This is a genomic window from Agromyces salentinus (assembly GCF_009749395.1).
Classification (GTDB): Bacteria; Actinomycetota; Actinomycetes; order Actinomycetales; family Microbacteriaceae; genus Agromyces; species Agromyces salentinus.
Window position 1 is genome coordinate 196627 of the sequence record NZ_WBIR01000006.1, and the last position, 19997, is coordinate 216623.

General features: G+C 71.1%; 19 protein-coding genes. 7 read left to right on the forward strand and 12 right to left on the reverse strand.

From position 1 onward, the window contains the following. Positions 1–17: 17 nt before the first annotated feature. Positions 18–1598, reverse strand: coding sequence for a carboxylesterase/lipase family protein (locus GQQ95_RS08075; RefSeq protein WP_157427146.1), 1581 nt, complete (start codon positions 1596–1598; stop codon positions 18–20). 92 nt (positions 1599–1690) lie between these two features. Here GQQ95_RS08075 and GQQ95_RS08080 point away from each other — a divergent pair, with 92 nt between their 5' ends. Then, on the forward strand, positions 1691–2944 hold the full coding sequence (locus GQQ95_RS08080) for an MFS transporter (RefSeq protein WP_246205313.1): 1254 nt from the start codon (positions 1691–1693) through the stop codon (positions 2942–2944). A 79-nt stretch (positions 2945–3023) separates the two neighbouring features. Here GQQ95_RS08080 and GQQ95_RS08085 read toward each other — a convergent pair whose 3' ends face one another. Beyond that, the gene (locus GQQ95_RS08085; RefSeq protein WP_170297012.1) at positions 3024–5189 is read right to left on the reverse strand and encodes an ATP-dependent Clp protease ATP-binding subunit; all 2166 of its coding nucleotides are present in this window, start codon (positions 5187–5189) and stop codon (positions 3024–3026) included. Positions 5190–5464: 275 nt separating this feature from the next. On the opposite strand from GQQ95_RS08085, the gene GQQ95_RS08090 reads away from it, so the two are divergent. From GQQ95_RS08090 to GQQ95_RS08100, 3 genes are all read left to right on the forward strand, one after another. After that, the gene (locus tag GQQ95_RS08090) at positions 5465–6187 is read left to right on the forward strand and encodes a YceI family protein (RefSeq protein WP_157427148.1); all 723 of its coding nucleotides are present in this window, start codon (positions 5465–5467) and stop codon (positions 6185–6187) included. 69 nt (positions 6188–6256) lie between these two features. After that, positions 6257–7285 (forward strand): LLM class flavin-dependent oxidoreductase, encoded by a 1029-nt coding sequence (locus tag GQQ95_RS08095; protein ID WP_157427149.1) that lies wholly within the window; start codon positions 6257–6259, stop codon positions 7283–7285. Between the two features lie 59 nt (positions 7286–7344). Next, positions 7345–7785 (forward strand): nitroreductase family deazaflavin-dependent oxidoreductase, encoded by a 441-nt coding sequence (locus tag GQQ95_RS08100; protein ID WP_157427150.1) that lies wholly within the window; start codon positions 7345–7347, stop codon positions 7783–7785. Positions 7786–7827: 42 nt separating this feature from the next. On the opposite strand, the gene GQQ95_RS08105 is transcribed toward GQQ95_RS08100, so the two are convergent. From GQQ95_RS08105 to GQQ95_RS08130, 6 genes are all read right to left on the reverse strand, one after another. Continuing rightward, a complete protein-coding gene (locus GQQ95_RS08105) occupies positions 7828–9009 on the reverse strand; it encodes an FAD-dependent oxidoreductase (protein WP_157427151.1) in 1182 nt (393 codons plus the stop codon). Next, positions 9002–9724, reverse strand: a complete 723-nt coding sequence (locus tag GQQ95_RS08110; protein ID WP_246205281.1) for a methyltransferase domain-containing protein — start codon at positions 9722–9724, stop codon at positions 9002–9004. Before GQQ95_RS08110 ends, GQQ95_RS08105 begins: the two co-directional genes overlap by 8 nt. A 10-nt stretch (positions 9725–9734) precedes the next feature. Further along, positions 9735–10874, reverse strand: a complete 1140-nt coding sequence (locus GQQ95_RS08115; protein WP_157427152.1) for a type III polyketide synthase — start codon at positions 10872–10874, stop codon at positions 9735–9737. Positions 10875–11003: 129 nt separating this feature from the next. Beyond that, complete coding sequence (locus GQQ95_RS08120; protein ID WP_246205283.1) at positions 11004–11381, reverse strand: SHOCT domain-containing protein; 378 nt, start codon at positions 11379–11381, stop codon at positions 11004–11006. Continuing rightward, positions 11378–11806, reverse strand: coding sequence for a DUF6325 family protein (locus tag GQQ95_RS08125; RefSeq protein ID WP_157427153.1), 429 nt, complete (start codon positions 11804–11806; stop codon positions 11378–11380). Before GQQ95_RS08125 ends, GQQ95_RS08120 begins: the two co-directional genes overlap by 4 nt. Before the next feature lie 31 nt (positions 11807–11837). Continuing rightward, entirely contained in the window at positions 11838–12908 is a 1071-nt protein-coding gene (locus tag GQQ95_RS08130; protein WP_157427154.1) for an AI-2E family transporter, read from the reverse strand. A gap of 157 nt (positions 12909–13065) precedes the next feature. Here GQQ95_RS08130 and GQQ95_RS08135 point away from each other — a divergent pair, with 157 nt between their 5' ends. Further along, complete coding sequence (locus tag GQQ95_RS08135; RefSeq protein WP_157427155.1) at positions 13066–13467, forward strand: SHOCT domain-containing protein; 402 nt, start codon at positions 13066–13068, stop codon at positions 13465–13467. 62 nt (positions 13468–13529) lie between these two features. On the opposite strand, the gene GQQ95_RS08140 is transcribed toward GQQ95_RS08135, so the two are convergent. Next, on the reverse strand, positions 13530–14642 hold the full coding sequence (locus tag GQQ95_RS08140) for a DUF998 domain-containing protein (RefSeq protein WP_157427156.1): 1113 nt from the start codon (positions 14640–14642) through the stop codon (positions 13530–13532). Between the two features lie 155 nt (positions 14643–14797). Here GQQ95_RS08140 and GQQ95_RS08145 point away from each other — a divergent pair, with 155 nt between their 5' ends. Together GQQ95_RS08145 and GQQ95_RS08150 are read left to right on the forward strand one after the other, a co-directional pair. Then, complete coding sequence (locus tag GQQ95_RS08145) at positions 14798–15403, forward strand: class I SAM-dependent methyltransferase (RefSeq protein ID WP_246205285.1); 606 nt, start codon at positions 14798–14800, stop codon at positions 15401–15403. A gap of 107 nt (positions 15404–15510) precedes the next feature. Further along, entirely contained in the window at positions 15511–15924 is a 414-nt protein-coding gene (locus tag GQQ95_RS08150; protein WP_157427158.1) for a nitroreductase/quinone reductase family protein, read from the forward strand. Positions 15925–15957: 33 nt separating this feature from the next. On the opposite strand, the gene GQQ95_RS08155 is transcribed toward GQQ95_RS08150, so the two are convergent. The 3 genes from GQQ95_RS08155 to GQQ95_RS08165 form a co-directional block, all read right to left on the reverse strand. Beyond that, positions 15958–16452, reverse strand: a complete 495-nt coding sequence (locus tag GQQ95_RS08155) for a DUF2017 family protein (RefSeq protein WP_157427159.1) — start codon at positions 16450–16452, stop codon at positions 15958–15960. Continuing rightward, complete coding sequence (gene clpS, locus GQQ95_RS08160; RefSeq protein WP_157427160.1) at positions 16449–16742, reverse strand: ATP-dependent Clp protease adapter ClpS; 294 nt, start codon at positions 16740–16742, stop codon at positions 16449–16451. The genes GQQ95_RS08155 and clpS overlap by 4 nt, the downstream gene beginning before the upstream one ends. Before the next feature lie 77 nt (positions 16743–16819). Continuing rightward, complete coding sequence (locus GQQ95_RS08165; RefSeq protein WP_157427161.1) at positions 16820–19954, reverse strand: discoidin domain-containing protein; 3135 nt, start codon at positions 19952–19954, stop codon at positions 16820–16822. Positions 19955–19997: the final 43 nt, after the last annotated feature.

Consider the following 19997-nt stretch of genomic DNA (forward strand, 5'->3'; position numbering starts at 1 on the left):
CCGATTCGGCTGCGCCCTCACACGTGCGGCACGAACTCCTGCCACGCGAGCCGCTTCTCGCGGCGCGGGTCCACCTCGACCCGGTCCTCGGCGTCGAAGATCAGCGTGCGCCGCATCCGCTCGTCATACCCCGGCCAGCTCTCAAGAGGGGCGCCGGATGCCGCGAGCGCGACCCAGTGCGCCTGCATCCGCCGCCCGACGGAGCGGAACATGCGCCGCCCGCCGAGCATGGTGAGCGCCGTGCCGACCGGCGTGCCGAACTTCTCGAAGAGGGCGAACAGCTCGAGCCCGTGCGTCGCGTCGAGGCCGAGGAGCCTGGCCGTGCGCGGCGCCGCGTCGAAGCGGTACGACCACGTGGGCGCGTACCGGGAGTGCCGCTCGGCCGCCTTGACGCTCGGGTACCAGAACGTGAAGTCGCCGCCGAAGTCGGCCGCGGGCCGCCGCTCGGGCAGGCCGGGGTACTGCCGCTTGATCGCCTTGCGCGACTTCTTGCGCGTGTTGGCGAAGATCGCCCTGATGCGCGGCTTCGTCGTCGGCAGGATGTCGATGCGCCCCTCGAACAGCGACCCCTCGCGGTCGTTCGTGCCGACGATGAGCGGCACGCGGTGCGCCGTGCCGTCGCGGAAGGCATCGAGGGGGCGCCACGGCAGGAACTCGCCGTCGATCACCGGCGCGAGGCTGATCGTGCCCGGGTTCTCGTCGGGCGTGCGCACGGTCAGCTCGGTCGTCGCCCTGGCGAGCACGGCCGGGTCCGCGGCGCGCAGCATCGCGGCGGCATCCTCGGGGCTCTCGCTCTCGAGGTCGTCGTCGTCGACCAGGCGGCTGAGGATCGAGACGTACTCGCCCGCCCAGGTCGCGGCGACCTCGGGCAGGTAGACGGCGTTCGCGGGCGAGCTCTGCGCGATCGCCCGCGCGAACAGCCCCTCGGCGCTCGGGACGGCCATCAGCGTGGTCACCGAGTTGGCGCCGGCCGATTCCCCGAAGAGCGTGACCCGATCGGGGTCGCCGCCGAACGCCGCGATGTTGCGCCGCACCCACTCGAGTGCGGCGACCTGGTCGCGGAGCGCGACATTCACGTCGAACGGATGCCCCGGCCCGGCGTACGCCCGGAAGTCGAGCCACCCGAGCGCCCCGAGGCGGTAGTTCAGGCTCACGTAGAGCACGCCGTGCCGTCGCACGAGGCGCTCGCCCTGCCGCGGGAACTCGCGCGAGGAGCCGACGCTGTAGGCCCCGCCGTGGATGAAGACCATGACGGGAAGCCCTCCGGGTGCCGGGGAGTGGCCGGGCGCGGCATCCGCTCGATCGGGGGCGACGACATTGACGCTCAGGCAGTCCTCGCTGCGGGGCAGGTGCGATGCGGCGCCGATGAACTGGCCGTGGCGGTTCTGCGGCGCGACGGGTCCGAAGCGCCCGGCGTCGCGGACCTCGCTCCAGCCGGCGACCGGCCTGGGCGCGAGGAACCGGAGCGGTCCGGTGGGCGCCGCCGCGTACGGGATGCCCCGCCAGGCCCGGATGCCGCGCTCGCGCACGCCGCGGACGGGGCCGGCGTCGGTCTCGACGACCAGCCCGTCGGCGCGGACCCCACCCCCCACGAGCATGCGGGGAGCCTACCCGGCGAGGGTGAACGCCCGGTGCCCACTCGAGCGCCGCGGATGTCGGCGGCATGCGGAAGGATGCTCTGGTGAGTGGAATGCGAGACTTCTGGCGCGCCCTGCCGACCGAGGGCCGGTGGCTGCTGTCGACGGTCGCCATCCAGACGCTCGGCCGCGGCCTGACGCTGCCCTTCACGATCATCTACCTGCACGAGGTGCGCGGGTTCGACCTGGCGCTGTCCGGCACGCTCATGGGTCTCATCGCGGTCGTCGGGCTCATCGTCACGGGGCCCGGCGGCAGCCTCATCGACCGCTTCGGAGCGCGGCAGGTGCTGATCGTCGGTCTCGTGTGCATGATCCTCGGCTGCACGCTGCTCGCGTTCGCGACGCATCCTGCGGTCGCCGCAGCCGGGCTCATCCTCATGGGCGTCAACTTCGGCGTCTCCTGGCCCGGCTTCAACGCGCTCATCGCGAGCGTGGTCACGGGCGACCTGCGCCAGCAGTACTTCGGCATCAACTTCGCCCTGCTGAACCTCGGCATCGGCGTGGGCGGCATCATCGGCGGCTTCTACGTCGACGTCGCGGAGCCGCAGACCTTCACGGTGATCTTCCTCGTCGACGCGGCGAGCAGCCTGATCCCGATGGCACTGCTCCTCGGGCCGCTCCGCCGCGTGCGCACGCAGTCGGAGCCGTCGGCCGCCGATGCGGAACACGGCGGCTACCGCCAGATCCTCCGTCGCCCGGCCGTCATCTGGGTGAGCCTGCTCACGTTCGTCGCGATGTTCGTCGGCTACGGCCAGATGGAAGCCGGCTTCCCGGCGTTCGCGCGGCAGATCTCCGAGGTCTCCACGCGCACGGTCGGCTTCGCCTTCGCGGCGAACACGCTCGTGATCGTGCTGTTCCAGTTCGCGGTCCTCAAGTGGATCGCGGGGCGGCGTCGCACCCGCGTGATGTGGGTGATGACGCTCATCTGGGCGGTGTCGTGGCTGCTGCTCGGCGCCACCGGGCTCGTGCCCGACACCCTCGCGGCCGCGATCGGCGTGATCGCGTTCATGGGCGTCTTCGCCTTCGGCGAGACCCTGCTGCAGCCCACGGTTCCGGCCGTCTACAACGACCTCGCCTCCGACCACACGCGCGGCCGCTACAACGCGATCAACTCGGCCGCATTCCAGGGCGGTGCGATCGCCGGCCCGATCGCGGCCGGCATCCTGCTCGACAACGACCTGCCTGCCGTGTTCATCGGCCTCATGGTCGTCTGCTGCCTCGGCATCGGCGTCATGGCGCTCGCACTCGAGCGCCGCATCACGCCGGCGGTGAACGGCGTCGTCGAGGCGCAACCCGCCGTCGACTGACGCTGGCGGCGCGAGCGCGGCGCCCTGCGCGAGCAACGGAACGCCCGCCCCGCGAACCGCGGGGCGGGCGTTCCCGTGCTCAGTCCGCGCGCTGCATGGTCAGTCCGTCGCGGTCGGGATCGAGGCCGACCACCACGGCGTCGCCGTCGCGGATGTCGCCAGCGAGCAGCGCCCGCGCGAGGCGGTCGTCGATCTCGCGCTGCATGAGCCGGCGCAGCGGCCGGGCACCGTACAGCGGGTCGTAGCCCCGCTCGGCGAGCCAGGCCCGGGCGTCGGGCGTGACGCCGAGCTCGAGCCGGCGCTCGTGGAGCCGGGCCGAGAGCCGATCCACGTAGAGGTTCACGATCTCGGCCAGCTCGCTCTCGGACAGCGCCGAGAACACGACGAGGTCGTCGAGCCGGTTCACGAACTCGGGCTTGAACGACTGCCGCACGGTCTGCATGACCGCCTGCTCCTTGTCCTCCCACGAGAGCGTCGGGTCGATGAGGTACTGCGACCCGAGGTTCGAGGTGAGGATCAGGATGGTGTTGCGGAAGTCGACCGTGCGGCCCTGGCCGTCGGTCAGGCGCCCGTCGTCGAGCACCTGCAGCAGCACGTCGAAGACCTCGGGGTGCGCCTTCTCGACCTCGTCGAACAGCACGACCGAGTACGGACGGCGCCGCACGGCCTCGGTGAGCTGGCCGCCCTGGTCGTAGCCGACGTAGCCCGGAGGGGCGCCGACGAGCCGTGAGACCGAGAATTTCTCGCCGTACTCCGACATGTCGATGCGCACCATGGCGCGCTCGTCGTCGAAGAGGAACTCGGCGAGCGCGCGCGCGAGCTCGGTCTTGCCGACGCCGGTGGGGCCGAGGAACAGGAACGAGCCCGTCGGCCGGTTGGGGTCGCTGATGCCGGCGCGCGAGCGGCGCACGGCGTCGGCGACGGAGGCGACGGCTCGCTTCTGGCCGATGAGGCGCTTGCCGAGCTCCGCCTCGAGGTGGAGCAGCTTCTCGGTCTCGCCCTGCAGCAGGCGCCCGACCGGGATGCCGGTCCACGCGGCGATCACGGCGGCGATGTCCTCGTCGGTGACCTGCTCGTTCACCATGCGCGGCTCATCGGCGGCGTTGCCGGCGGCATCCGCCCGCTCCGCCTCGACGAGGTCGCGCTGCAGTCGCGCGATGGTCTCGTACTCGAGCCGCGACGCGGTGGCGTAGTCGGCCTCGCGCATCGCGCGGTCGCGCGCCGTGATGGCCTCGTCGAGCTGCTTCTTGAGGTCGCCGACGCGGTTCAGCGACATCCGCTCGCGCGACCAGCGTTCCTCGAGCACGACGAGTTCGCGCTCCTTGTCGACGAGGGTCTCGCGCAGCTTCGCGAGCCGCTCCTTCGACGCGTCGTCCTTCTCGCGCTTGAGCGCGAGCTCCTCGAGCTTCATGCGGTCGACCTCGCGCTTGAGCTGGTCGATCTCGACGGGGCTGGAGTCGATCTCCATCTTGAGGCGCGACATGGCCTCGTCGATGAGGTCGATCGCCTTGTCGGGCAGCTGGCGCGACGTGATGTACCGGTTCGAGAGGGATGCCGCGGCGACGAGCGCGGCGTCGGTGATCGTGACGCCGTGATGGGCCTCGTACCGGCCCTTGAGTCCGCGGAGGATCGCGACGGTGTCCTCGACGGAGGGCTCGCCGACGTAGACCTGCTGGAAGCGCCGCTCGAGCGCGGCGTCCTTCTCGATGTACTCGCGGTACTCGTCGAGCGTCGTCGCGCCGATCAGGCGCAGTTCGCCGCGCGCGAGCATGGGCTTCAGCATGTTGGATGCGGCGACGGAGCCCTCGCCACCGCCGGCGCCCATGAGCAGGTGGAGCTCGTCGACGAAGGTGATGATCTCCCCCTCGGCGTCGTTGACCTCCTTGAGGACGGCCTTCAGGCGCTCCTCGAACTGTCCCCGGTACATGGCGCCGGCGACGAGCGCGGAGATGTCGAGCGAGATGAGCTGCTTGTTCTTCAGCGACTCGGCGACGTCACCGGCGACGATGCGCTGCGCGAGCCCCTCCACGACCGCGGTCTTTCCGACGCCGGGCTCGCCGATGAGCACGGGGTTGTTCTTGGTGCGTCGCGTGAGCACCTGGCTGACGCGACGGATCTCGGCGTCCCGGCCGATGACGGGGTCGAGCTTGCCCGCCTTCGCGATCTCGGTGAGGTTGACGCCGTACTGTTCGAGTGCCGACTTCTGCTCGTCCTGCGAGCTCGGCGCGCCCTGCATGTTGGCCACAGGCTCTCCCTTCGTTCAAGTTGAGTGTACTTGACTCAACTTTGCGAATGGCGGCGGTATTCCCCGGACCCTCCGATCGGCCGACCCCCGATTCACGCTAGCCCCGTGCCGTCCCGACCGCCAGTGATCCGGGGCCGGGCGGATGCGGCATCGAGCCGATACCGCATCCGCATCCGCTCGGGAAGCACACGGGGGAACTTCGGGTGGATTCCATGCCTGCTCATACGTTTCTGCGTGAGGATCGAAGCACGACCACGACGCTCCCGGGGGACACCATGCAGAAGCGCACGAAGATCATCACCGCCTCGATCGTGGGCGCCGTCCTCGTGCTCGGCGCCACGGCCGCGATCGCCGGGCCGATCATCTACCGCGACGTCATCGTCGGCGAAGCGGATGCCGCGCCGAGCGTCACCGCGGTCCCGAGCCCGAGCACGCCCGCGACCGCGGAGGCGGGCGCCGGCTCCGACGTGGCATCCGACCTCAGCGGAGCGTGGGCCGTCGCCGACGGATCGTACGCGGGTTACCGCGTCGACGAGGTGCTGAACGGCACCGACGTGACGGTCGTCGGCCGCACCGACGAGGTCACCGGCACCCTGTCGGTCGACGGACTGACCCTCGACGCGGCCGAGATCACGGTCGACGTGGCCTCGATCGCGACCGACAACGGCAGTCGAGACGACTACTTCCGCGACTCCGCGATGCGCGTCGACGAGAACCCGACGGCGACGTTCGTGCTCACCGAGGCCGTCGTGAGCGGCGAGGAGCCGGCGGTCGGCGAGGTGCAGACCATCCAGGCGACGGGCGACCTGACGCTCGCCGGAGTCACGCGCAGCGTCACGGTCGAACTCGAGGCCGTGCTGAACGGCGAGACCGGCCAGGTGGCCGGGAGCATCCCGATCACGTTCGCCGACTTCGGCGTCGAGGCCCCGAACCTCGGCTTCGTCTCGGTCGAGCCCGAGGGGTTCGTCGAGTTCTCGCTCGAGCTCGAGCGCGCATAGCGACCGGGGTGCGACGGGGCGCGACGCGGGCGCAGGAATAGCCCCGGTCCGCGAGCGGTTCCACCTCACGTGCAACGCTTCGGAACGCTCTCCTTCGGACACTACGGCCCACTCGGCCGCGGACGGGAGCTCTCGGCCGGTGACTCGATGCTCCAGGCGATCGACCTCGCCCAGGGGATGGACGACCTCGGGGTCAACGGGGCGTACTTCCGCGTGCACCACTTCGCGAAGCAGCAGGCGTCGCCGATGCCGCTGCTCGCCGCGATCGCGGCCCGCACGACGGGCATCGAGGTGGGCACCGGCGTCGTCGACATGCGCTACGAGAACCCGCTGCACCTCGCAGAGGAGGCGGCGGCCGTCGACCTGATCTCGGGCGGGCGGCTGGCGCTCGGGGTGAGCCGCGGTTCACCCGAGACCGTCGTCCGGGGCTACGAGGCCTTCGGCTACACCGGTTCGCAGGATCCACGCGGTGCCGACATCGCGCGCGACCACTTCGAGCGGTTCCTGTCGGCCGTCGAGGGCGAGGGCATCGCCGAACCGGATGCCTCGTCGCCGTTCGGCGGCGGCGCAGCGGGCCTGCAGCGCATCGAGCCGCACTCGCCCGGCCTGCGATCGCGGATCTGGTGGGGTGCCGGCAACAGCGACTCGGCGGAATGGGCCGGGCGTCGCGGCGTGAACCTCATGTCGTCGACGCTGCTCACCGAGGACCGCGGCATGCCGTTCGACGAGCTCCAGGCGCAGCAGATCGAGACGTTCCGCACGGCGTGGCGCGAGGCCGGTCACTCGGGCGAGCCCCGGGTCTCCGTGAGCCGCTCGATCTTCCCGATCACGACGGCCGAGGACGAGCTGTACTTCGGCGACCGCCAGGACGGCGACGGCGTCGGGTTCATCGACGGCATGCGCTCGACCTTCGGCAAGACCTACGCGGACACGCCCGACCGGCTCGTCGAGCAACTGCAGCGCGATGCCGCCATCCGCTCCGCGGACACCCTGATGCTGACGATCCCGAGCCAGCTCGGCGTCGAGTTCAACCTGCGGCTCGTGCGGGCCTTCGCCGAGCACGTCGCACCGAGCCTCGGCTGGGTGCCCACGCGCTGACGCACCGACGTCCCGCCCGGGTTACCGTTGACGGAGTCGACGAACACGAGGAGACACGGATGCCACTCGAAGGCGAATACGCACCGAGCACCGCCGACTGGGCTCGCAAGCAGGCCGAGGCGTACGAGGCGAGCGACGGCGCGGCGGCGAACACGCTGCGCGGCCGCCCGGTGATCGTGCTGACGACCGTGGGCGCCAAGTCCGGCAAGCTCCGCAAGACGGCGCTCATGCGGGTCGAGCACGACGGGGAGTACGCCGTCGTCGCCTCGCTCGGCGGCGCCCCGAAGCATCCGGTCTGGTACTGGAACCTGCTCGCCCACCCGAACGTCGAGCTGCAGGACGGCGCCGAGAAGCACGACTACGTCGCCCGCGAGCTCGAGGGCGAGGAGCGCGAGGCCTGGTGGGCGCGCGCGGTCGAGGCCTGGCCCGACTACGCGAACTACCAGGAGAAGACCGATCGGGTGATCCCGGTGTTCCTGCTCACGCGCGTCGTGCTCTGACCGGCGGCGTCGCCCGATCAGCCTCGTCCGCAGCGCGCGGCCTCACAGTCCGCGCATCGTGAACGCGCGGGCCAGCACCGCCCGCAACGGCGGCACGTCGAGTACCCGCACGCCCGCATTGCGGACGCGGAGTCGGATGCCGGAGGCGGGCGCACCCACCGCCATGTTGAACGCCGCGCGGCGCACGGCCCGCCGCGCAGCGGCACGACGAACCCGGTCGTAGACCTCGAACGCCTCGAACGGGGCGCCGACGGCGAGCGCCGCAGCCAGCTCGTGATCGAGGTGCAGGGCGTCGAGCCAGCCGAGGTTCATGCCCTGCCCGCCGATCGGGCTGATCTCGTGGGCGGCATCGCCGACGAGCGCGAGGCGCCCGACGGCCATCCGCTCGGCGAGGTGCTGCCTCGCCTCGAACGCGCTCGGCTCCCAGGCCGCATCGACGTCGAACTCGGCTCCGGTGCGCGAGCGGATGAGGGCCGCGAGCGTCTCGGCGGTGAGCTTCGCCGGCGGGCGGCGCACCCGCACGACCCACCGGCGCAGGCCACCGGGAAGCGGGAACGACTCGACCACGCCGGCCGGCTCGAAGTGCAGCAGCGCCGAGGAGGGCTCGCCCGTGTCATCGCGCGTGTCGCCCATGACGTAGTGCGCCCGGCCCCGCCTTGGCCGCCAGCCGATCTCGAGCCTCGTGCGGATGCCGCTGCGGACGCCGTCGGCTGCGATCGCGTACCTCGCGGTGAGCGGGGCGCCGCGCCCCTCGTCGATGCCGACCTCGTCGCCGCCCTCGTCGGCCAGGTCGACCTCGACGTCCACGCCCCGATCCTGGACGGCCTGCACGCGGATGCCGCGGCGCACGCTTCCCGGGCGCAACCCCTCGAGTCGGCGCTCGAGGATCTCCTCGACCTCGAGCTGCGGCAGGGAGAGCACGGTGCCTGCGCGCGAGAACGACATGGTGCCGAGGGTGCGACCCTCGCAGGTCGCCCGCCCATCGTGGATCGGCACGGCCCGGGCCTGGACCTCCGCGTCGACGCCCGCACGGGCGAGCGCACGCAGCCCAGGCGGGTGGATGCCGATCGCGCGCGAGCGTCCCGTGCGCGCCGCGCGCCGTTCGAGCACCACGACGTCGATGCCGCGCTGCGCGAGCAGGCACCCGAGCAGGAGTCCGACGGCTCCGGCGCCGACGATGACCACGTCGTGCCGTGGTTCCGCACGCGATCCTGGCTCAGCCATCGCCGCCCCAGACGACCTCGAGCCGCGAGGGGATGCCGCGACGAACACGCCATCCCGCCGGCAGCATCGACGCGAGCTCCGCGGCCGTGTGGCTGCGCCGGATCGATGTGAGCCCGTCGGCGCGGATGTACGACCCGGCGAGCAGGTTCGGGGTGAAGGGCAGGGTGCCGAGGGCGAACCCGAGGTACCCGAGCCGACTGCGCTCGATGTCGCCGTGCACGGCGACGCCACCGCCTCGCGCGAGCCGCTCGGAGTCGGCGAGCAGGGCCCCGAGCTGCCGCCCGTCGAGGTGGTGCAGCACGTGGTTGGAGACGACAGCCGTGAACCGCTCGCCGGCGTCGGCGAGTTCCGAGCTCATCGCCCGCCGCAGCACGAGGCCGGGCACGGGCGGCTGCCGCGACGCCCAGTCGAAGGCCCGCGGGTCGGGGTCGATGGCGACCACCTCGAGTCGCAGTCCGTCGGCGCGCGCCCAGCGCAGCAGCGCCCGGGGCACGTCGGCGCCGCCGGCGCCGACATCCAGCACGCGTCGGGTCGCCGTGGCGGAGAGCCGGGGCCTGATCCAGCGCCGGTAGACCGCCCGCTGGTTGGAGACGACCGCGTTCACCCGCCCGAACTGCGCGTACGTGCGGTCGAGCATGGCCGGGTCGCATCGCGGGTCGTCCATGAGCTCGACGAGGGTGTCGTCGCGATGCCGCAGCGACCTCACCTCCGCCACCTCCGCCGTCTCAGGCGCGGACCGTCATGAGCGCCGACTCGACGGTCAGGCCCGGACCGAAGGCCATGGCCGCGACCCGGTCACCGTCGGCGGCATCCGAGTCGAGGATGTTGCGCAGCACGAACAGCACCGTCGCGCTCGACATGTTGCCGTAGTCGCGGAGCGTCTCGCGCGCCGGCACGAGCTGCGCCTCGGTGAGCGCGAGCCGGGCCTCGACCTTGTCGAGGATGCTCCGCCCGCCGGGGTGGATCGCCCAGTGCTCGATGGCCTCGCTCGACGTGTCCTCGGCGAGCGCCTTCGTCAATGCCTCGTCGCCGTCGAAGAGCGGCTCGAGCGCGCCGGTGATGTGCTCGCCGATGATCGCGGGGACGGCGTTCGAGAGCACCATCTCGAACCCGTGGTCGCCGATCTTCCACGCCATGTCGCTCTCGCCGACGGGCGTGATGCGCGTCGCGAACCGGTCGAGGTCGAAGGCCCGCTCGCCCGGCTCGAGTTCGCGTGCGGTGACGATGCCCGCGCCCGCCCCGTCGGAGAAGAGCGACGACGCCACGATCGTGTCCGGGTCGTTCGAGGAGCGCAGGTGCAGCGTGCAGAGCTCGACGCTCACGACGAGCACGACCGCCGCGGCATCCGCGAGGCAGAGCTGGCGCGCCATCCGCAGTGCGGGGATCGACGCGTAGCAGCCCATGAAGCCCAGGTGGTAGCGCTCGACGCCGGGGTTCAGCCCCAGGTCGCGGGCGACCATGAAGTCGGGTCCGGGCGCATAGAACCCGGTGCACGAGACGGTGATGACGTGCGTGACATCGGATGCCTCGACGCCCGGCGTCGCCTCGATCGCCGCCCGCCCGGCCTCGACGTAGAGCCGCGTGGCGTCCTGCGCATAGATCTCGTTGCGGGCCTTGGTGCCCGGCAGGAGCAGCTCACCGCTCGCCTGGTCGAAGAACACCGCGGGCTCCTCGCGCGGTTCGAGCGTGAGCTCTTCGAGCACCGTGTGCCGGCGCTCGATGCCCGACACGTTGAACGAGGTCGTGACGATGCGCTGGGCGAGCCGGTTCAAGCCGGGTTGCGCCGCGAACACGTCGCGTACCGATTCCTGCACGAGCACCGTGGACGGAACCACGGTCGAGACACCCCTCAACGTCACGGCCATGCCTCACCCTAGACGCGCGAGCGGATGCAGCGACAGGGCTTGCGCCATCCGCTCGGCGGACTCACACCTTCGGGGGACGCACGGAACGCCGGCCGCCCGCGGGCGACCGGCGTTCGCGGTGGAGCCGAGTCAGCTGAGGAGCTTGGCCTTCGCGGCCGCGAACTCCTCGTCGCTGAGGATGCCCTGCTCCTTGAGCGCGCCGAGCTTCTGCAGTTCGGCGACGATGTCGACGCCGGCGGCCGGTGCGGCGGGAGCCGGCGGCGGCGGGGTCTGCTGGAGGTACTGCTGCTGCGCGTAGGCCTGCTGCTGCGCGGCCTGCTGGGCCGCAGCGTCGATCTGCGCCTGCTGCTGTTGCTGCTGGTAGGCCTGCGCGTCGGCCTGCTGGTCGTACCTGGCCTGCTGGCGACGCTGCACGCCGCCGCTCACGGCCGTGGCCGTGCCCGCGACGACCGCGGTGCGCGCTGCCATCCCGATCAGGCCGGGACGCCCCATCCGTCTTCCCATCATGATTCCGCTCCTTCGACCTCGGCGAGGATCTCGTTCACGACCGGCGCGGGAATGCGCTCGACCTGCAGCAGCTCGGCGCCCGATTCCGCGAAGCGCGACGCGAGCTTCTTCGCCCAGACCAGCTCGATCGCGATGAGCGCCGCGGAGCTGCCGACGGGGATGCGCTCGGCGAGCTCATCGACGTCCTCGTCGCCCACCAGGCCGGCCTCGAGGACCTCGACGTCGAACTCGATCTGGCCACCGAAGTCCTCGAACTCGATGATGGTCACCTCGTCCTCGCTGCGCGAGACCAGCAGGAAGTCCAGCAGCCGGATCTCGCCGCTCTCCACGAGATCCGCGATCGCCTCGAGCGTCCGGCCGTCGGGCCGGTCGCCTTCGAACCCGATCAGGTACAGATCGACCGGTCCGTACTCGAAATCCGCCATCGGTTCCCCCCTCAGTCAGTGTTTCTGCAGACTATCCCTGCCCGCCGGGCGGCGCCACAGGTTCGGGCGGTGAATCCCCCGAGAGACGTCGAAGCGTCGCCATGCGTTCATCCGGCTCGAGGAACAGCGCCCGCACGAGCAGCGTGAGGGGGATCGAGAGGATCGCCCCGATCGGTCCGATCACGAGGGTCCAGAAGACCACCGAGACGAACGAGAGGGTGAGGCTCAGCGACACGGCGTCGCTGACGAACTTGGGCTGCACGAGCACCTGGAGCGTCACGTTGACCACGCAGTACGCGAGCACCACCACGAGCGCGAGCGGCCAGCCGCCCACCACGAGGGCGAGCACCGCGGGCGGGATGAGTCCGATGACGAAGCCGATGTTCGGGATGAAGTTGGTGACGAACGCGAGGATCGCCCAGACCAGGGGGATCGGGATGCCGAGACCCCAGAGGATGAGCCCGTCGATCACCGCGACGACGAGGCCGAAGCTGGCGTTCACCACGTAGTACCGGCGCACGCCCGAGAAGTAGCGCCCACCGATCTCGTCGCCCGCCGCGGATCCGAACACGGGGTGCGCCCTGGCGAAGCGCGCGGCATCCGCCGCCATGAAGATGACGTACGCGAGCACGAAGAAGAAGGACGTCGCGAGCCCGAGCACCGCGCTCGCGATGTCTCCCGCGATCGCCACGAGCTGCTCAGGATCGAGCACGCCGGCGACGCTCGCCGTGGCATCCGTCGTCACGCCGGTCGACTCCGCCCAGGCGATGAGGTTCGCCGCCGTCTGCTCGAGTTCGTCGGCGTAGTCGGGCACCATCGAGACGAACTGGGCGGATGCCACGACGAGGAGCACCGCGAGCCCGGCGAGGATCGCCCAGGCCAGCGCCACGACGGCCGACGTCGCGAGCCACTTGGGCCATCCGCGCCGTTCGAGCGGGAACCGCACCGGGTGGGCGATGGTGACGACGACCGCGGCGACCGCGATCGGGCCGAGCACGTCGCGTGCCAGCCAGACTCCCCCGAGCGCGATGACGGCGGCGGCGATGGCGATCAGCCGGCGGGTGCCGATCGACAGTCCTGCCCCGTTCACGATCTGCGACATGCGATGCCTCCCCGGGAGTCACCCTAGCGAGCGCGATGCCCGGAACGGCGCGGCCCCACGCCTCGGAATGTTGGACGATTGGCGCGCGCGACCACTAGATTCGGCTGAAGGCGCTCGATTTGGGGGGCGCGAAACTCGAGAACGGAAAAACACGGACATGGACTTCTGGTCAAACTTCTGGGACATCATCTGGTGGTTCCTCTGGATCTTCGTCTTCATCGCCTACCTGATGATCCTCTTCTCGATCGTCGGCGACCTGTTCCGCGACCAGAAGCTGAACGGGTGGTGGAAGGCCGTCTGGATCATCTTCCTGATCTTCGTGCCCTTCCTGACCGCACTGGTCTACCTGATCGCCCGTGGACGCGGCATGGCCGAGCGCTCGCAGCGCGAGGCCCAGCAGGTGCAGGCCGCGACGGATGACTACATCCGCCAGACGGCCGGCAGCGCGCCGAGCGCCGCCGACGAGATCGCCAAGGCCAAGGGCCTGCTCGACTCGGGTGCCATCTCGCAGGCCGAGTACGAGCACCTCAAGGCGCACGCGCTGAAGCACACCGCGTAGTCGCTGCGCGAAGCACGAGAGGGCCGGATGCCACGCATCCGGCCCTCTCGTCGTCTCCGGGGTCAGGCGGTCGGCGCCTCGGGGGCACCCGAGGCACCCGCGGTGCGCAGGAACACGATGATCCAGCTGAAGATCAGGACGGCCGCCACGAGTTCGACCGCCGTCAGGTTGTAGTACCCGGTCGCGAAGAAGACGGCGACCACCACGATGGCGACGACGTAGACGTAGCCGAGCACGACGAAGACGCGGGGCACCGTGCGGATGAACCAGGGCAGTCCGATCACGATCACCGCGAAGCAGATGGTCATGCCCGTCGCGACCGTGTTGTGCACGAGGAAGAACTCGTCGACGGGGAAGATGCCGACGCACGCCAGGAAGATGCCGATCAGGATCAGGCCCACGCGCACGATGGACCGACCCCGGCGGTCGGGCGGCGTGGATGCGGGCAGGGTCGCGGTCGCGTACCTGGCGACGATCGTGACGATCGCACCGGCGATGATCAGGGTGAGGTTGAAGGCTCGCGCCGAGATGTCGTTGGTCATGCCGAGGGCCGAGAGGTTCTCCTTCCACCAGTGCGGGTCGCTGGCCGAGAGCATGCTCGCGAACGCGCCGACCACGAGGAACACGGCGAGCACGAGCGAGAGCAGCATCGGCGTCATCCGGGCCGACGAGAGGAAGCTGATGTAGGCGCTGAGGGCCACGGCGACGCCGCCCAGCACGGCCGCGGGGACGGCGAAGACGACCGCATCGCGGAAGCTCAGCTCGAGCACGGCGGAGATCGCGGTCCAGCCGAGCAGCGCGATGACGCCGTGGGCGATCGAGAGGGCCGCCAGGTCGAACCAGTGCAGGCGAGCGCCGGGAACCGACAGCCCCTGCCCGATCTCGCGGCGGAGCTCGGGGTTCGGCGTGCGCTCGGCGAGATACCGACCGAGCAGGAACGCGACGAGCGCGGCGACCCCGCCGCCGAGCGCGGCGAACTCGCCGACCGACCCCATGCCGGAGATCGGCAGGTCGGCACCCCAGAACACGATCAACCCGATCAGGCCGCCGACCACGAAGAAGACGCCTCCGACGAGGAGCGCCGCGGACTCGAGCGATGAGACGTTCGCCGCCGGGCTGCGCACGACCCGTCCGATCGACGCCGTCGGTCCTGCTGTCGCCGTGGTTCGTGTCACGTCTGCTCCCCGAGCTCGGGCCACGGCGGCAGGGCCGGACGCGGCGATTCGGGATCAGCATGGCACCGTGGGCGCCGCCGGCCCCAGAGGCGCGTCGGACGGCCGGCGACGGCCGGCATCGAACGACGTCGGCGGCCCTCCCTAGACTCGACGACGTGAGCGGCACGGTCGGCAGCGCGTACTCCCGCAGGGCGGCGGAGTACACCGATCTCTTCGGGTCGGTGAGCGCCGCGCATCCCTCCGACCGGCAGCTCGTCACGACCTGGGCGGGCGGCATCGACGGATCGGTGATCGATGCCGGCTGCGGTCCGGGCCACTGGACGCAGTTCCTCGCCGACCTCGGGCTCAGCGCGCGCGGCGTGGACCTGGTGCCCGAGTTCATCGAGCGCGCCCGCGCCGAGTACCCGGGCATACCGTTCGAGGTGGGCGACCTCGAAGAGCTCGGGTGCGAGCCGGGCGCCGCCGGCGGCATCCTCTCCTGGTACTCGCTCATCCACCATGAGCCCGGCTCGATCCGCGGCCCGCTGGCGGAGTTCCATCGCGCGCTCCGTCCGGGCGGCACGCTGCTCGTCGGGTTCTTCGAGGGTCCCGTGGTCGAGCGGTTCGACCACGCGGTCATCCCGGCCCAGCGCTGGCCCGTGGCCGGTCTCAGCGCGGAACTCGTCGCCGCCGGCTTCGAGGTCATCGAATCGCACGTCAGGAAGACCGTCGGCGAGCGCCCGCAGGCGGCGATCATCGCCCGGCGGGCGGACGCCGCGTAGCCGGAGGTCGTCGGCGACTGGCCGACCACTCGGTCGACGTCGGCTCGCGGCATCCGCTGGTCGACACAGGTGGGAAGGTTTCCGGACGCACCTGCGTTGTCGCCTGCATGGGTTGGAATGAAGACGTCATCGAAACGTTCCGCAGCAGCAAGGGCACCGAGAACTACTGGGGCCCGAAGCTCGTCATCTTGCACTCGATCGGTGCGAAGTCGGGCGCGACGCACCTGAATCCGGTCGTCGGCTTCCGCAACGACGACGGATGGCGCGTCGTGGCGTCGAAGGGCGGCACCCCGGAGAACCCGGCCTGGTACCACAACCTGCGGGCGAACCCCTCGTTCGAGCTCGAGGCGCTCGTCGACGGCGAGGTCGTGACGGTACCGGTGACGGCCACCGAGATCGGGCCGGAGGAGTGGCACGAGGCGTACGACGCGATCGTGGCCGAGGAGCCGCAGTTCGGGGAGTACCTCCAGAAGACCGATCGCCGGATCCCGGTCCTCCAGCTCACTCCTCGCGAAGGCTGAGCCGCCGACCGCTGCCCGGCAGCACTTCGACCCTCAGGAACTGATCGGGTCGAGCACCTCGAGCATCGAGCCCTGGACGAACCCGGCCCACTCGTACGCCGCGCGGAGGTAGTCGTCGCGCGTCTCGTCGGCGTCGGCCTCGCCCTCCTCGACGACGCCCACGCGCTCGGCGAGGATCAGCCGGAGGTCGGTGAGGAAGGTCAGCCAGCCCCAGGCCTCCGCCTCGTCGAGCTCGATCTGGACGACGCCGCCCTCCACGTCGTCGACGGAGGTCGCATCGCGCACCCGCTGCGCCGCCTGCCGCTTGCCGTCGACGAGGCTGTCGCGCGTGTACCGCTCGAACTCCTGCGACGCAGCGTGGTCGTCGGGGTAGGCGCTCGGGAGCAGGCGCCCGAGCGCGGGATCGTCGACCTCCCCGAGCAACAGCACCGAATCGACCTGGTCGGCGAGCTCCGAGAGCAGCATCGCCTCCTCGGACTCGAGCACGAGCCGAACGCCCTCGCCGCCGCTGCGGCCCGCGACGATCACGTCGTCGCCTTCGAGACCGTCGCCTGCAGGCCGTATGCGTGCATGGCCTCGACGTGGCGTTCCATCGCCTCCCGGTTGCCGCTCGCGACGACCGCCCGGCCCTCGGTGTGCACGCAGAGCATGAGTCGCTCGGCCTCGGCCCTCGGGAACCCGAAGTAACTGCGGAACACGTAGCTCACGTACGTCATGAGATTGACCGGGTCGTCCCAGACGACGGTCTGCCACGGCACGTCGGCGGCGACACGGGTGGTCGTGTCGAGGTCGAGCTCTTCGAGCGTGGAGGTGGTCACCCTTCAAGACTGACACGGCCGCCGACCGGACGGAACCCCGGGGGGACCGGCCCGGTCGGCGGACACGTCGTCGAGTGTCAGGGTGCGGCTCGATACGCCGCCGACAGCTCCTGCGTGACCACCCCTGCGCCGGCGTCGCCGGTCACCCTGACCGACACGGAACCGGCGGGGATGGCGCCCGCGCGCGTCGTGAACGTGTGCACCGCATCGCCGCCGGGCGACACCGACGGAAACGACTTCGTGCCGAAGGCCGACGTGAGCGCGACCGCGACGGGGGTGCTCTCCCGGTTGGTCACGCGGACGGCGACGTGGGCCCGGCCGCCGAGCATCCTCGACTCGGCCACCGCGTCGACCGCGAGGGCCCGGGCCGTGACCCGCCGTCCGTGCACCGTGATCTCGGCGGCACCGCCGAACTGGAGCCCGTTCTGCGCGTTGACGCCGACCAGCCTGAGGTAGCGCGCCTTCGCGGCGGCGAAGTCCACCCGCGTGGCCGCGGTGCCGACCGTGAACGAACCGGCTGCGACGGGATCACCCCAGGCGGCTCCGTCCTGCGAGAGGAACACCTGGTAGTCCTTGATCCGGCCGTTCGTGCCGGACTGACGCGGCAGGTACGTGAGGCCGTCGACGGAGTGCTCCCCGCCGAGGTCGAGCGCGACCCAGTGGGGGTAGCTCGCCGCGTTCGTCGACCAGCGGGTGTGCCAGAAGCTGGCGGCGCTGCCGTCGATGGCCTTCGCGGCCGTCTCTGCCGGCGCCTCCTCGCTGCTGACCCCGGCGATCGAGAGGCGCGTCTGGGGCAGGGTTCCCTCCGGCAGGAGGGCGAGCGTGGTCTCGAAGTCGACCTCGCCCGGCCCCTGCGCCGACGAGAACGCGCCGGTCGCGGTGAAGGCGTACGCCTCGAGCGCCGCGCCCGCGGCGGGGGTCACGGACCACTTCGTGGTCACGCGCTCGCCGGCGAGCACCCGCTCGAAGGCGTCGTCGGTGGCCGCCGTCGCAGCCCATCCCTCGGGCACGGCGAGCGACATGGAGACGGCCGTCATGTCGCCGGTCGAGTTGTTCGTGAACGAGGTCGTGACGACCCCGACCTCCCCCGACACGAGTTCGGCGCCCGGCTCGAACGCGACCCAGGCATCCTGCGGGGCGAGCCGGTCGGTATCGGTCTCCACCTCGAAGATCCGGCGGCCGTCACGGTTGATCCAGGTGGCCTTCAGGGTGGCCGGCTGCACCGTGGTGTCGGCCTCGAGCCGCAGGAACACGTGCGGTTCGACCGCGCTGTGCACGAGCGACGGATGCGGCACGTTCAGGCTCGGGATGACGGAACTGTGCATCGGGCTGACGATGAACTGCCAGAGGTCGTAGCCGACGCGCCTGCCGTAGTTCAGCGCGCGCGACACGTGGATGTCGCCACCGACCAGGAAGACGCCGGAGATGCGGTTGCGGGCGACGAAGTCGAGGATCGCGTCGCGCTCGTACGAGTACGTGCCCCAGTCGTCGCTCTCGCCGTTCTGCTTGTCGTCCCAGATCATGCCGGTCGCGAGCGCCTTGAACGGCGCGGTGCTGGCGAGCAGCTTCTCCTGGAGCCACTCCCACTGCACTCCGCCGATGGCGGTCTGCTGCGCCGGGTCGGCCCAGCTCGGCCCGGTGCGGCTGAACCAGCGCGGGTCCAGGAGGAACACCTCGATCGGCCCTCGGCGGAATGAGGTGTAGATCCCCTCGCCCGCCTCGGTGCGCTCGGTCAGCTGCACCCCCTCCGCGCTGTGGCCGAAGGTCGCGTTCGCGCGGTAGTCGACGAGGGCGGTGCGGTTGTTGCGCTTGCCGGGCAGGTCGCCGTGCACGTCGTTGCCGCCGAAGTCGTGGTCGTCCCACGTCGCCCAGATCGGCATCGTGCTGGTCACGGCCGTCAGCTGCGGCTGCTCGAGGAACGCGCGCTGCTTGGTCCGCGCGACGACGAGGTTCGTGCTATCGATGTAGGGGGTGTCGCCGAGCATGACGAACCCGTCGCAGCCCTCGGAGCGGATGCGGTCCCAGATGTGGTTCGCCTCCGTCCAGACGCAGGACCCCATGCCCATCACGAGCTTCGTCGGCTCCTCGTGGGGCACCGAGGTCGAGAAGGAACCGCCGATGGCGAGGCCGGCGATCGGCGCACCGGCGGGGGCGATCGAGTACGTGTAGGCCGTTCCGGCGGTCAGTCCGGCGAGCTCGAAGAGCACGGTGGAGTCGTTGGCCGGCGACAGCTCCGCCTGCACGGTCTGCGCGGTTCCCCCATCGCTCGAGTAGGTCAGGTTCCACGTCGTGCGGTCATGGAGGTCGCTGCCCGGGCGGATGAGGATGCGAGCGTGCTCCGTGCCCGTGTCGCCCACCAGCGGCCCGGCGATCGCCTGCAGCGTCGGCGGCACCGCGGGTGCGGTGCCCGAGCGCACGCGCTGCACGTAGGCGGCGAGCGCGGTGAAGAACATCTCGCTGTCGGCGATGGCCGCGGCCGGCTGCACCGCCGCTCCGGCCGCGTTGTAGCACTTGTCGATCGTGAGGCTCGTGATGACGAAGCGACCGGCGCCGTGCGCGGCCTCGAGCATGGCGGGCGGCCGTCCGGCCGCCTGGCAGGCCAGGAGCACGCGCATCTGCCGCCAATCCAGCAGGGACTCCCAGCTCACCCTGATCTGCGTGGAGCGGCCCGTGAAGACCTTGCCGTCGACCACGCGCAGGTGGGAGACGAGCGGGTGATCGGTCGCGACCGGGAAGATCGTGTCGTAGTCGGAGTCGTTGCGGCTCGCCATGAGCGGCGAGGGCAGGTAGTTGACCGTCGGGTCGAATTGGTCGGACTGGGCCATGTCCAGCAGCACGCCGCCCGCCGCGACGAACGCCTGGATGGAGGCCGCCTGCGCGGCGATGTACTGCGTGTAGGCGGGCGCGTTGTTGGTGAAGCTGCCGAAGGCGATGAGGTCGACGCCCTGGTCGGTGGCCGGCTTCGCCGGGTCGAGCGGCACGACCGTGCAACCGGCCTTCGTCAGCAGCGGCACGAGGCCGGTCGCCGACGTCCACGGGTCGCGGAACTCGAGCACGGCCACGCGCACCGGGTTCTCCGCGGCCGCGGCGGGCCCGCCCTGGGCGACGAGCGCCGCCGCCGCACCCACGGCCGCCCCGCCGAGGAACCCCCGGCGACTCGTCAGCGGTCCACCGCCGCGTCTGCTGCTTCGGTCATCGGATGTCGCGTGCACAGGGTCTCCTCAGCCTCGTCATCGACGCGCGCGAACACCGCAG